The 13,417-nt window shown below is 37.8% G+C and carries 14 protein-coding genes; 6 read left to right on the forward strand and 8 right to left on the reverse strand.

Annotated features, from left to right (window positions below):
• Positions 1 to 91: 91 nt before the first annotated feature.
• A complete protein-coding gene (locus VRK_RS15100; protein ID WP_231735784.1) occupies positions 92 to 892 on the forward strand; it encodes a dioxygenase family protein in 801 nt (266 codons plus the stop codon).
• Between the two features lie 182 nt (positions 893 to 1,074).
• On the opposite strand, the gene VRK_RS15105 is transcribed toward VRK_RS15100, so the two are convergent.
• The 7 genes from VRK_RS15105 to VRK_RS15135 form a co-directional block, all read right to left on the reverse strand.
• Entirely contained in the window at positions 1,075 to 1,953 is an 879-nt protein-coding gene (locus tag VRK_RS15105) for an ROK family protein (RefSeq protein ID WP_197413121.1), read from the reverse strand.
• Between the two features lie 137 nt (positions 1,954 to 2,090).
• A complete protein-coding gene (locus VRK_RS15110; protein ID WP_059122134.1) occupies positions 2,091 to 2,957 on the reverse strand; it encodes a ketose-bisphosphate aldolase in 867 nt (288 codons plus the stop codon).
• Positions 2,958 to 2,982: 25 nt separating this feature from the next.
• Complete coding sequence (locus VRK_RS15115) at positions 2,983 to 3,858, reverse strand: class II fructose-bisphosphate aldolase (RefSeq protein ID WP_059122135.1); 876 nt, start codon at positions 3,856 to 3,858, stop codon at positions 2,983 to 2,985.
• Between the two features lie 17 nt (positions 3,859 to 3,875).
• Complete coding sequence (locus tag VRK_RS15120) at positions 3,876 to 4,958, reverse strand: PTS fructose transporter subunit IIC (RefSeq protein WP_059122136.1); 1,083 nt, start codon at positions 4,956 to 4,958, stop codon at positions 3,876 to 3,878.
• 22 nt (positions 4,959 to 4,980) lie between these two features.
• Positions 4,981 to 5,298 carry a PTS fructose transporter subunit IIB gene (locus VRK_RS15125; protein WP_059122137.1) on the reverse strand — a complete coding sequence of 106 codons (318 nt, stop codon included), beginning with the start codon at positions 5,296 to 5,298 and terminating at the stop codon, positions 4,981 to 4,983.
• A 4-nt stretch (positions 5,299 to 5,302) separates the two neighbouring features.
• Positions 5,303 to 5,764 carry a PTS sugar transporter subunit IIA gene (locus tag VRK_RS15130; RefSeq protein WP_059122138.1) on the reverse strand — a complete coding sequence of 154 codons (462 nt, stop codon included), beginning with the start codon at positions 5,762 to 5,764 and terminating at the stop codon, positions 5,303 to 5,305.
• Between the two features lie 34 nt (positions 5,765 to 5,798).
• Positions 5,799 to 7,307: a BglG family transcription antiterminator gene (locus VRK_RS15135; protein ID WP_059122139.1), complete on the reverse strand. Its 1,509-nt coding sequence runs from the start codon at positions 7,305 to 7,307 to the stop codon at positions 5,799 to 5,801.
• A gap of 310 nt (positions 7,308 to 7,617) precedes the next feature.
• On the opposite strand from VRK_RS15135, the gene VRK_RS15140 reads away from it, so the two are divergent.
• Positions 7,618 to 7,854 carry a hypothetical protein gene (locus VRK_RS15140; RefSeq protein WP_059122140.1) on the forward strand — a complete coding sequence of 79 codons (237 nt, stop codon included), beginning with the start codon at positions 7,618 to 7,620 and terminating at the stop codon, positions 7,852 to 7,854.
• Between the two features lie 94 nt (positions 7,855 to 7,948).
• Here the strand turns inward: VRK_RS15140 and VRK_RS15145 are convergent, their stop codons facing one another.
• Positions 7,949 to 8,530 carry an NAD(P)H-dependent oxidoreductase gene (locus VRK_RS15145; RefSeq protein ID WP_059122141.1) on the reverse strand — a complete coding sequence of 194 codons (582 nt, stop codon included), beginning with the start codon at positions 8,528 to 8,530 and terminating at the stop codon, positions 7,949 to 7,951.
• Positions 8,531 to 8,980: 450 nt separating this feature from the next.
• Here VRK_RS15145 and VRK_RS15150 point away from each other — a divergent pair, with 450 nt between their 5' ends.
• The 4 genes from VRK_RS15150 to VRK_RS15165 all read left to right on the forward strand — a co-directional run bounded on the left by VRK_RS15150 (position 8,981) and on the right by VRK_RS15165 (position 13,403).
• Positions 8,981 to 9,772, forward strand: coding sequence for a HEPN domain-containing protein (locus VRK_RS15150; RefSeq protein WP_059122142.1), 792 nt, complete (start codon positions 8,981 to 8,983; stop codon positions 9,770 to 9,772).
• A gap of 677 nt (positions 9,773 to 10,449) precedes the next feature.
• Entirely contained in the window at positions 10,450 to 11,391 is a 942-nt protein-coding gene (sbnA, locus tag VRK_RS15155) for a 2,3-diaminopropionate biosynthesis protein SbnA (RefSeq protein WP_059122143.1), read from the forward strand.
• Between the two features lie 12 nt (positions 11,392 to 11,403).
• Complete coding sequence (gene sbnB / locus VRK_RS15160; protein WP_059122144.1) at positions 11,404 to 12,447, forward strand: 2,3-diaminopropionate biosynthesis protein SbnB; 1,044 nt, start codon at positions 11,404 to 11,406, stop codon at positions 12,445 to 12,447.
• Entirely contained in the window at positions 12,444 to 13,403 is a 960-nt protein-coding gene (locus tag VRK_RS15165; protein WP_059122145.1) for a TauD/TfdA family dioxygenase, read from the forward strand. The genes sbnB and VRK_RS15165 overlap by 4 nt, the downstream gene beginning before the upstream one ends.
• The last annotated feature ends 14 nt before the right edge of the window (positions 13,404 to 13,417 follow it).

Genomic DNA, 13,417 nt, shown 5'->3' on the forward strand with positions numbered 1-13,417 from the left:
AAGGTGTTATTCAATAGATAAGGGTTTTATCACGAGTCTGTTGAGCCGTATGATGAAGTCTCTAAAAAGTTGCGAGTGAAGAGAGGCAATCATGAATCATACGATCATGCCGACACTGTTTGTTTCCCACGGTTCACCGATGATGATTGTGGAACAATCTGAAACAACAGAGTTTTTTAAACGAATGGGTCAGAGCATCCCAAAGCCGAAGGCGATTGTCATGTTCTCTGCCCATTTTGATGTGGCAGGTCCGGTGATGATTACCAGTGGGCAAACCTTGGGAACGATTCATGATTTTTACGGTTTTCCTCAACCGCTTTACGAGGTTGAATATCCGGCTCATGGTGCACCGGATTTAGCACAAAAGGCTGGTGAATTGTTGCAAAATCGTGGTTTCTCAGTCGAACTGGATGATACTTTGGGGCTGGATCATGGCGCATGGGTTCCGCTGCAATATATGTTTCCGCATCGGGATATTCCGATTATCAGTATCTCTATTAATCGTCAGGCGAGTGCTCAGACTCACTACGAGTTAGGGCAAGCTTTATCATCTCTGCGGCGAGAAGGCGTTCTCTTTATTGGCTCCGGCGGAATCAGTCATAACCTGAGAGCCGTATTTTCTGCCGCGTCAGATCCGGAAAGCATTCATAAAATGCAAGTGTTCACCGACTGGGTTGCTGAAAAAATAGAGCAGCGGGATGTTGACGCGATTAATCACTATTTACAAACAGCCCCTTATGCGCAGTTTAATCATCCGACACCGGATCATTTTCTACCACTGCCCTGTATTCTGGGAACCAGTGACATATCCGAAAACGGGCAAGTGTTGCACCGCTCGGTGGATATGGAATTGCTGGCGTTAGATGCATATGGGTTTGGATTTGCGGCGTAGAAGATAGTGTGACTTTCTGCTAATCCCGGATTCATTGTGACCGATCTTAATGGAGATAGTGGCTCATGTATCATGTATGGCAGAGGCAAGCAGCCGGAATGATAATCAAACTGGCTACTCTTGATGAATCAGGCCCGACAAGGACCTCGATTGAGTGGATATCTTATCAGGTGAAGAGTGTTTTATCCCAATGTTAGCGCATCCCTTGCTAGGATAAACCCACCGATAATTGCTGCCTCATTTTTCAGTTGAGGTCTGACGATATAATCATCAATGTCGGGTATTTTAATATAATGATTTAGCTGTTGATTAACCGAAGCTTTGACCATATCCAATACATGTTCCTGTTGCATGACTCCGCCGCCCAGTATGATTTTTGCCGGAGATAGAATCAGACTATATGTAACAATAGCTTGTGCTAAGTAATAGGCCTCAACCTCCCAGAGAGGATCATCTTTGCCAATTTGATTCGGTGTCTGATAGGCTCGTTCAGCCAGAGCCGGTCCGGATGCCAGACCTTCTAAACAATCGGTGTGATAAGGACATATTCCGGCGAACGTATCTGACGGAAAACGTTTGACGGCGATATGTCCCAGTTCCGAATGATGATACCCATTGAATATCTGCAGATCTACAATGACTCCGCCACCGATTCCGGTGCCGACTGTGATATAAATACAGCTGTGTTCGCCAACCGCAGCACCGCATTTTAACTCTCCCAAAGCCGCGATATTGACATCAGTATTCAGGGCGATCGGGATGCGATATTGTGCTTGTAGTGCCCCGAGGATATTAAAACCTTTCCATGCGAGTTTAGGCGTCGATTCAATATATCCGTAAGTCGAGGATGACAAATTCAGATCGAGGGGACCAAAACATCCGACCCCCATAGCAGCAATCGAATATGACGAGAAAAAATCAGCTATTTTCCCTAGTGTCTCACTCGGATCTGTGGTTGGTATGCTGATTTTATCAATCAGATTCAGATCCTGATCAGAAACTGCCGCAATAAATTTCGTTCCACCAGCCTCTATTGCACCTAACATGAATGTATCTAACATAAAAGCCCCGTTTAATTATCAATAAAACACGGCAATAATACACCTGTGCAATATCACTTGTGATATAACATATGGATTGGCATATTAAGCCGTGATTAACTTTAAATGAAATTTATAAGTTGCGTTAAAAATAATAACTATTGAATGTAAAGTTCGACTTTATTTATCGAATTAAATAATTTCATTTTTGCTCGGATAACTTCTTTGGCCGCATCAATACAATCAGGATAAATAACATTTGGATCCCACCAACTATGTTCTGAAAGAATTTCTCTACATTTATCAAAATAAGCCGCTTTCATATCACTTGAAATATTCACTTTCTGAATACCGATTTCAATCGCACTGGTAATTTCTTCATCGGGATTTGCTGAACCGCCATGTAATACCAGAGGGATATCAACTCGGTTTGCAATATCTGTTAAAATATCCAGTTTTAGCTTGGGTTCCATATCTTTCGGATAAATACCATGTGCGGTTCCGATGGCTACGGCTAGCGTATCGACACCGGTTCGGATTACGAAGTCTTCTGCCTCGGCCGGATCGGTATATATGACTTTGCTCACACCACCTTCTACTGAGGTTCCTGTAGAACCGATGGTACCTAACTCCGCTTCAACAGAAACCCCGATGGAATGCGCTGCTTCAACTACTTTTTTGGTTAACGCCACATTATCTTCATAAGGGAGCAGCGAACCATCGATCATCACTGAAGTAAATCCACAACTGATCGCCCGCATGACATCATCAAACGAACCACCGTGATCTAAGTGAATGACAAAAGGAATCGGACTATTTGATGTTCTCTTCACCACATATGCAAAAAAATCATCGGTTAAAAATGATAATTCTGTCGGATGGATAGAAATGATTGCCGGAGCCTGACAAGCTTCTGCTTCTTCAACCACTGCACGTACAAAACTACTATCTGCCACATTAAAAGCACCGATGGCGAATTTATTCTTCTTGGCAACTGATAATAAATAATTCATTGAAACTAACATAGATAAATTCCTTATAAATTTAACTTTAATGATATAAATAATTACTCAGCAAGGACTTGCCTTCGGATCCAGAAATAGAAATATAATGCTTGATTATTTCTTTGCTCTGTTCTTCAGCTTGCCGAATAACTTCCCAATAATTTTTATTTGGATTTTCATGGAGCTGGTCTTGAATGCTATTCACATTGGCTTTCATAAAATCACTACCCACGTTAATTTTATTAATGCCTAATGTGACGGATTGTTTGATATTTTCAGCACCTACTCCAGAGCCGCCATGTAAAACCAAAGGCGAATGAGTCGCTTGTTTTATTCTTACCAGAATATCGAAATCCAATTTCGGCACCACACCTTGTGGATAGTGTCCATGTGAAGACCCATATGAGACTGCCAAAGCGTCAATCCCTGTCTGATCAATAAATTTTTTCGCTTGGTCAGGATTGGTAAACATGGCTTCATTGGTGTAGTCCCCTGACATGGTCAGGCCAATATTCCCCAGCTCGCCTTCGACACTGACATCATATATTTTGGCAAAATCCACAATTTCTTTGGTGTAACGGATATTTTCATCAAATGAATACTTCGATGCATCGACCATCACACTTGAAAAACCGTCAGCTATGCATTTTTTGATTAAGCCAATATCTTCTCCGTGATCCAAATTTAAAGCGACATCAACATTGGCCCGACTCGCCAGTTCAATGACCAGAGGTGTGATCAATTTACTGTCACAGTGATGACATAGGTGTTCCTGAACAATATCGATAATAATCGGAGCACGGAGTTCCTGCGCAGCTGATATTACACTCCTGACCGTTTCCAGGTTGAAGCAGTTTATCGCCATGACCGCATAATTTTGCTGATTTGCCTGAAATAACATCTTTTTCATAGAGACATACATGTGATTTAATCCTCTATTTATTGAGAAATTTTGATCGATGAGAGATCGAGTTCTTCTTCATCCTCATCTTCTGTCACTGCGCCTTCCTTCGGTTTTTTCTTCAGGATCACCAGCAGTAATGCGGTGATGACCGAGCCGATCAACAAGGCGATACAAAATGAGATAGGGTGGGTCATGGCAGGGACGATAAACATGCCGCCGGATGGTACCGGAGAGCCGATTCCTAGATACATCGAGATGCCACCACCAATCGCAGCACCAAAGGTACATGAGAAAATGACCCGGATTGGATCGACAGCGGCAATGGGAATGACGCCTTCGGTGATCATGCAAATCCCCATTGGGAATGCAATTTTGATATTGTTTTTTTCAGAGGTAGAGTAGATTTCTTTACCGATGATTTTGGATATGAATAAAGAGATTGTGACTCCGAAAGGCGGCACCATAGACGCCAATATTTTGATCGCTTCCGGTTCTTTAATCCCCTCAAGTAATAGGCCGTCAGCAAACAGAGAAGCCACTTTATTCACTGGCCCGCCAAAATCAAAGGCCGCCATGCCACCCATGATCATCCCAAAGACGAACCGGGTTCCGCCCTGCATACTCATCAGAAATGTGGTCATCACATTGGTTGCCCAGACAATGGGAACACCAATGACGAAATACATCAGGATGCCAATACAAACGGTGGAGACCAACGGGATGATCATCATCGGCATCAAGCCCTGAGCCCAGCTCGGGACTTTGATTCTGTCTTTTAAAAATAAGATAAAGAATCCAACCACATAGCCGCCTAACATCCCGCCAAGGAATCCGGCACCAATTGAATTGGCAATCAGTCCCATCATCAATCCGGGCGCAATCCCCGGCCGATCGGCAATCGAATAGGCAATTGCCGCAGAGATTACCGGGGCCAGTAATCCCATACCGAGCACGCCCAGAGAGACGAGTGCATCAGGAATATTATAGGCAGCTTTATAGTCATGAATAACGTTACCTCCGGTTAAATTACCGATTGCAATTAATAAACCGGCAGTGACAACTAAAGGTAACATGTAGGATATGGCTGTTAATGCATGTTTTTTCAGTTCAAGTTTCATCGTTTAACTCGCTATCATGAAGTTATACTTTAGGAATCATATCTTCCTGCAATTTATTTATTAACGCCTTAGGAGATTTAATTAATAATTGTGTTGGTACTTCAACGATACGTTTTCCCGCAAATCTCTCTTTTCCTGATATTTTTATATCGGCGGCAATAATAACGACATCCGCTTCGGCAATATTTTCTTTCCTTAATTCATTTTCTACACCGATGGTTCCCTGAGTTTCAACGTAAATACTATGCCCTAAAGATTGTGCAGCTTTTATCAGTTTTTCTTTAGCGATATACGTGTGGGCGATTCCAGAGGTGCAAGCCGTAATAGCGACTATATTCATAGTTTTAGTCCTCTTCTATGTTTTCAAATAAATTTAATAGTTCTTTTTTTGACTTGATGTTTAATAGTTGATCTAATAAATCATCATCTGCTAAAAGCTCAGATACATGAGCTAATAATTTTATATGCACTGTAGATTTATCTACCATTCTGACGGCAAATAAAATAATGAAGCGAACCGGAAGATCATCTAAAGATTCCCATGCGATATCATGAGGTGTTTTCCCAATAGCAATCGATGTTTTCATCACTGCATCTGATTTTCCATGAGGAATAGCGATGTAGGAACCCAACCCTGTTTCGCCTTCATTTTCTCTTAAATAAACATCCTTTAAAAAGGTATCTACATCTGAAATACAACCATTGTCGTAAAGCATATGACAAAGTTCATTTAATACTTCATCTTTCGTTTTTGCCTGAAGGTTTAAATTAATTAGTTTTTCATTCAATACATTTCTGATATTCATTTCAGCTTACCATTTCAATTGATTAAAATTCTATTTACAATATAGGGTGATCATCCACTTCTAGTGTTTTAGTTATTTTTAATATATTGTCGATATCTTTTTCATTAATAAAAGCACTAACGTGAACATAAGGAATTTTATAGTCAAAACTGTCTATATTAATTGTTGTTAAGATTAAATCTACATCTTCTATATTCTGAATGTTTTTTATCTTCGAAAATGGAATAATGTCGATAATTTTCCATTTGGGGAAAGATTTTAATACCCGCCCCTTTAAAAGATGAGATGTCCCTATGCCTGTGGAGCAAACAATGACAATGTTTAAAGATTGCAAGTGTTGCTCATAGTAATATTGAAAGTACAAGGTGAGATAACCGATTTCATCGTAACTAATGTTTCTATATTTGCTAAATATGATTGAATTTTTAATGATTTTTGTTAGGGAATTAAATAAAAGATCACATTCACTTCTAATTTCATTCAATAACGGGTTATGGATGTTGATGTGATGCTTTAACCTCATGATCAACAGCCTTACATGCGGCATAAGGTTTCTACGTAGCTCATTGTTATCAAAAAATTTAGCTGAACATTCATCGACCATGTTAACGATAAGAAAATCAGTAAAACTCACACACTCCATTTCCTCATGGGAACTGTCGAATTTATTTCTGTTACAGTTTTCAGAAAATCTTGATGAATAAATAAGATAATATAGATTTTCCGTTTCATAATCATTCAATCTTCTCATGGTATATGATGAGATTTTTTTGGTTAATTCTGACGCGATTTTTTTGATAGATAAGTTTTTTGTTTTTTCTTTGTTAACATTATTTACTCTATCTAAATATTGTCCTGTCTTAATTCTTTTCATCGTTACAATTATATAAATCAGTATGTTTATATAATAAGGTTCTTCTAATGATATGTTTTTTGATATGATATATTTTAAAATATTTTTAGTAAAAACGATTTCTTCATATAGGAAATAATTTTGAAGTAAAATAAGATCATAACTATAATCATTGTTAGTGATTATGTTAATGATGAAATTTTTTAGTAACTCTCTTATTTTTGCCTCGTCCCCATCAATAAAAGTTCCCTGACTTGTTTTTATGAGTTTAACATTGGTATCGTTGAGTATTTCATCTATATGATCAAGATCGTGGGCGATAGAAGATGAACTGATCATATATAATTCTGATAATCTGGAAATTGAGGTTTTTTCTGGAGAGTTCAATAATAAATAAATGAGTATTTTCTCTCTCCGCTCACTTGTAGACATTGCATGTTTTTTATAGGAATTATTATTTGAGTTGGAAAATTTGCTGATATATTCTTGGTAATTTATTTTAAATCCTTTACCGATATGATTAATGATGATGTCCATATACTTAGATTGGCTTTCTTTAATGCTTTTTATTTCGCGGTATATTGTTTTCTCAGATACATTTAATTTTATAGAGAGTTCTTTTGCAGTAATGAAATTATCCTCTTGAACTAAATGGTCAAGAATATTTTTTTGTCTTTTAGATAAAATCATATTACCCTCCTACCTGTAGTCTTTTTACTTATCCTTGTCTACAATATTTCTATCATAGCAACACAAACCACATATAATGAATAACATAATCTGTCCATTTTTAATGGACAGGATTAAAGTTAAAAATTTGATCTAGATCTTATTTGATTTTTATTATAAAAAAATACAATTAAACAGCATATTCTAATTGTGGTTCAGTTTTTGTGTTCTATGACAACTACTGGAAAATATTAGAAAGATTATCCATAAGGTTGCATGGGGATTGGATAATTGAATACAACAAATAACATCCTCAAGGGTACATCATGATATGATACTATGGGAATATTTAATAAAATATGAAAAGCTCGGAAAATCTAACTTTGATACTAGTGGTTGGGGACAGCGTCTCGAAAAAGAGTTTGCTGAGCGTGCTGGTGGCAAATTCAATATAGGAAAATTTAAATCCTTATCCATTAACAGTGCTATACCATCTAATTTGAAAGGCGAGTTTAATGTTGCTGTTGGCAATATTACCGACAGCCTGTTTCCCTCTCCTTGGTGCTGAGCCATGGGAAATGCCATAAAGACTGATAAACAGAAGGTTTCGGAGAAAATAAAGAAAGCCCTGATGAAGGCTTTCTTTTACAAAGTATAAAAACTTAAGAAAAGAGAGTTGTAAGATGATCGTTAAAACGCTTAATTTCACTTTCTACATTCGGCTCTTTGACCACATCAGTGGTAATAAAGGTCGTCAGTGCTTCCATCCCCAAAAACTCATTGGCTTTATGAAAATGTAGGTAGACCCCGTCTACGCCCTGACCCTCAAAGAATTGTTCTGGATCATTAAAGGCTTCTAAAGGTGCATTCCATGTAAGAGAAAGCATGTATTTTTTCCCTTGAAGAAGACCCCCTGAACCATATTTTTTAGACGTATCTGCGCGTGTGCGTCCATCACTTTCGTACAGAGTTCCATGACCTGCAGTAAATACCTCATCGATCCATTTTTTAACGGTCCATGGTTCACCCATCCACCAACCCGGCATCTGATAAATCAATACATCGCTGTTAAGGATTTTCTTTATCTCGTTCTGAGGATCGAACTCACTGTCAGCATTCGTAACGGTTACTGTGTGCCCAAGTTTGCTTAAAACCTCTTGTGCTGTGTTGACATAGAGCGTGTTTAACTCTCCTTTAGCGAAGTTAAAACTCTTGGCTCCATTGATAATAAGAATGTTACTCATAAAACGACGACCTCCAACTGAGTCATAGTGTGGTTTCTTTCTTAATCGATACAGAGAAGGGTACAGCACACGATCATCATGAAAAAGATGATAAAAACGTTTAAACTATTCACATTTTTCGAACAATGCAATCATTGTCTTGTCTAGGGAGAAAGAATATGGATCGCATTCAGGCGATGCAGATTTTTATGCGAGTCGCAGAAGTTAGAAGCTTCGTACGCGCAGGATGTGAATCAATCCGGCCCTGATAACGGGCGCTGAATCCAGAGAAAGGCATTGTGTGTCATGCCTCGAAGCTAGGGGCTGAAACAATCATAGGGGGAAATACATAAAGAAGAACTGCGTCGTATTTTACCCTTCAAAAGTGCTAATACCATGATAAGTAGTGTTTTTTGCTGATTGCTTCTTTTATGTTACAGCGATGCCATTCACCAGTTTGAAACGCCCTTGATGAAAACATCCCTCGACCATCTGCCTGAATTCAAACAGCAAGAGCTTGCCACGATCTCGACCATTCTGCATGATATGCTGGGAGATTATTTTGAGGGCAAAAACGGGAGTAAAAGCGAGTTTCGCATCCTGAAAATCATTCTGTTAGGCAGCCACGCCAAAGGGAATTGGGTTAACGATCCGGCCAATGGTTACATCAGCGATTACGATATTTTGGTGATCGTCAATAAAGCTGCCTTGGTGGAGGATTATGTGGTCTGGCAGCGTGCTGAAGAGCAAATTGATCGCAAAGTAAAATCCGCGCCGTTGGGTTTGATTGTTCACGATTTACAGGAAGTGAATGAACGATTGCAGCAGGGGCACTACTTTTTTCGGGATATCCGCGAAGAAGGAATCGAACTGTTTGCCGCGACACCGAAGCCTTTGATGGCGCCGGGTGATTTAACCGAGGCCGAGAAACGGGAAATTGCGCAAAAGTATTTTATGCGATGGGTTAAAAGTGCACATGATAGTTTCGCGATGTCCGGTTATGCCATGAAAGATAAACGTATTGAGCTAGCTGCTTTTGAACTTCATCAATCCGCAGAAAAATTTTTCGCCTGCGCGTTACTTGTCTGTACGAATTACTTACCCAAATCACACAATATCGAAAAGCTGAGTAAACTGTGCGCGCAAATCGAGCCTGAGTTTAAGGGATGGTCACACCATGTTTTGTTGTATCAACTGGCGAATAGCTTGGCATCAATTCAGAATGTCAATGAGCATCTGTTGATTAAGGCTTGGTTGTATTGATTCTAGTTAATGGTTTTGTAACAAGACTTAGGCATAACACGAATCAAATCTGTGAATGTGACGGATCTGATCGTTTAGTTCAATCGAATTACGTAACAAGGTCCAGAGATTTGTTAAATTTTAACAGTGGCACTGTCCTACCTTATGTCTAATAAATATGTATATTATTACATGCACATATACTAACGTAGGTAAATGTGTGATATTTGTCAAAAACATGACCCATGCAAAATGTAATAACCATTTTTGTCATTAATATCCTTAGTTCTTTTTAAAATAAAAATATAAAAAAATTAACAATAAAAGCATAAAAAAACACAATTAGTTAATATGTGTCAATTTAATGTTACAAAAACGTTTGTTTTTGTTTCTTTTTTTGTGTGTTTGTCTTTGTATTTAGCAAGGAAGTGAGTTAGCAGAAATAATCTTGTCTATAATTACTACTCTGAAAATAAAATGTATACCAATATAACATGAAATTCATCTCATTTTTTCTTATCTATAATAATAGTAATGATAATTAAAAATATAATTTAAAGCTAGTATAAATGGCATGGCTGAGTTTCATATATTCATCTGTGAGAATGTGATTTAGATCGCATATTGCGGCGTGACTATTGTGGCAAAAAAATATTATACATATCTTACCAGATAATTCTCTGGAATATAGGTGTCTAATGATTGTTGAATCAATGAGTGATATCATCAATGATGATATTTTCCTAAAGCTTAATGATTTCTGTGAAAATAATAGCCCAATCCTAAAGATTGAAGGTTTAAGTGCTGGTGGTTCAATTAAAATTAAGGCGGCTAAATATTTAATTGATGATGCATTAAAAAATAGTAATTTGAGCAAAAATAAAAGGTTTATCGAATCAAGTTCTGGAAATATGGGAGTGGCTCTCAGCATTATAGCAGCATCTAATTCTCTAAATTTTACATGTGTAGCAGATGTGAATACATCGGAACAAAATATTAGGACTATGAGAGCGTTAGGTGCTGAAGTCATTGTTATCACACAAAAGGATGACAAAGGTGGTTATCTAGGAAATAGATTAAAATATATAGAACACAAGCTAAAGGAAGACAATTCACTTATTTGGTTAAATCAATACTCAAATCCTGGTAATGTAAAATCGCATTATTCTCTTACTGCAAAATCCATATATAAGTCAATTGGAGAAATTGACTATCTCGTTATAGGAGCTGGCACGACAGGAACGCTCATGGGGTGTGCTGAATATTTTCGAATACATTCTCCAAACACAAAAATTGTTGCAGTAGATTCTGTTGGGTCTGTAACTTTTGGTGCTGAGGCAGGACCACGTTACTTACCAGGATTAGGGGCTAGCGTTCAACCGCCATTCTTTAATGCATCGTACATAGATAAGCTAATACAAGTGCCTGAAAGTGAAACTATTTTGATGTGTCGAGAGTTAGCAGAGAAATATGGTTATCTTGCAGGAGCGTCAACGGGTACTGTACTCGCTGGCATCAGAAAGATTAGCAAACTATTCAAACAATCAGATAAAGTTGTCGCGATTTCACCAGATCTTGGTAGTGGATATGTAAATACTGTTTTTAATCGTGAATGGTGTGAAAAAAAATTTGGCATTTAAATTGAGAGTAATATGAGAGATATAAAAGAAAATAAGTTTGATGTTATTGGTGGTGAATATATTAAAAATATTCTCTCCGATTGTAAGAAAGATATTCTAGATGTAATTGAAAATACATATATTTCCCACGAGGTTGGACTTGCTGAAAACCCTGATAGTTATTTTTTGAGGTTTAAAGATAAACCTGAATCTAGAATTATTGCATTACCATCATACATAAATGACTGTGAAAAATCATTGAATGTAGCAGGAATTAAATGGATATCTAGTTTCCCCCAAAATATTGAAATTAATCTACAACGTGCTTCTGCTGCAATACTATTAAATGATAGAGAGACTGGTTATCCATTCTGTTTATTAGAAGGCGCTCAAATAAGTGCGACTAGAACTGCCGCATCGGCAGTTTTAGCTGCTAATCATTTAAATAATAAAGGAAAATCTAGTGAACGAGTAGCAATTATTGGTGGCGGGGTTATTGCTAGAAATATTATTGAATTTTTCTATGCTGATAATTGGAATATTGGATCGTTTGAAATTTATGATTCATCTGAAAATAATGGTAGATTATTTTCAGAACATATGTCGTCAACTATAGGTCAAAATATAGAAATTAGTTCTTCTCTTGAAGATTCACTATCTGCCGATATTGTCATTTTCACAACTACTGCATCTTCGCCATATTTAGACCCAACATTTCGATTCAATAGTAACCAGCTTGTTCTAAACATATCTCTGAGAGATATACCTCCTGAAATAATTATTGATAGTAACAATGTATTTGATGATGTCGAACATTGTATGAAAGCAAATACGTCGCCACATCTTGCGGAGCAAATGACGGGAAATAGAAACTTTGCAAATGGGACTTTGGCTGCATTTATTATGGGTAAATTCAAGCTAGATTCAAGCAAGCCGACGATTTTTTCACCCTTTGGTCTAGGTGTATTGGACCTTGCATTATCTATGTATTTATACAATCAAAGATTGGATTTACCAGGGCGGTATACACTAAAAGATTTCTTCCCCGATGTATCAAGGTGGGGAGAGTTATCATGATAAAAAACTGCAAGATATCGTTATTAGATAAGAACTTTAACCATATATGGCTAGTTACTCCGGAAACGAGCAAACAGACAGTAGAAGGTGTTCTTTCTGGCGTCAATTTAAATGAACTGTTGGCAGAAAAAAAATGCTTGTTGTTTCGTGGGTTTAATGTCGACAGCGATAAGAATTTTAGTCAGATCGTTTCATCTTTAGCTGAACAACAATTGACGTATAAGGAGCGATCTACTCAACGTATACAAACAGCTAAAGGGGTATATACGAGTACCGAGTATCCAGCAAATAAACTCATTGCTAATCACAGTGAAAATGCTTTTCAGAATGTTATCCCAGGTAAAATTTTATTTTGTTCTTTGGTTGTTGCTGACGTAGGTGGTGAAACTCCGATTTCGGATAACAGGAAAATCCTTAAAATTCTTCCACCAGAAGTGATTGCGAAGTTTCGTGAGCATGGAGTTATATACCAAAGAAACTTTGATGGAGGATTTGATCTATCTTGGCAAGAAGCGTTTCAAACAGAAAGTCAATCTGAAGTTCAGCAATATTGTTATGATAATAAGATCGAATTTGAATGGATTTCTGAAAATCATCTTCGAACGCGACAAAAAAGGCACGCAATCATTCAGCATCCTATTACAGGTGAAGATGTTTGGTTCAACCAATTACATTTATTCCATGTGACGAACCTCGAACCGACAATCCAACAGGCTTTGTTATTATCTCTAGGCACTGATTTGTTGCCTCGTCATGCATTTTATGGAAATGGGGAAGAAATCCCTAATCATGTAGTTGATGAAATTAGGACTGCGTTTGTTCAGTCTGAAGTGGTGTTTAAGTGGCAAGTAGGTGATTTTCTTATTGGAGACAATATGCTAATTAGCCATGGACGTAAGCCTTTCGAAGGTCCCCGGGCTGTACGTGTAGCTCTTATTGATCCTGTAACTCTATGATTGGGAAATGTAAC

This window comes from Vibrio sp. MEBiC08052 (assembly GCF_001506075.1).
In the GTDB taxonomy this organism is placed as follows: domain Bacteria; phylum Pseudomonadota; class Gammaproteobacteria; order Enterobacterales; family Vibrionaceae; genus Vibrio.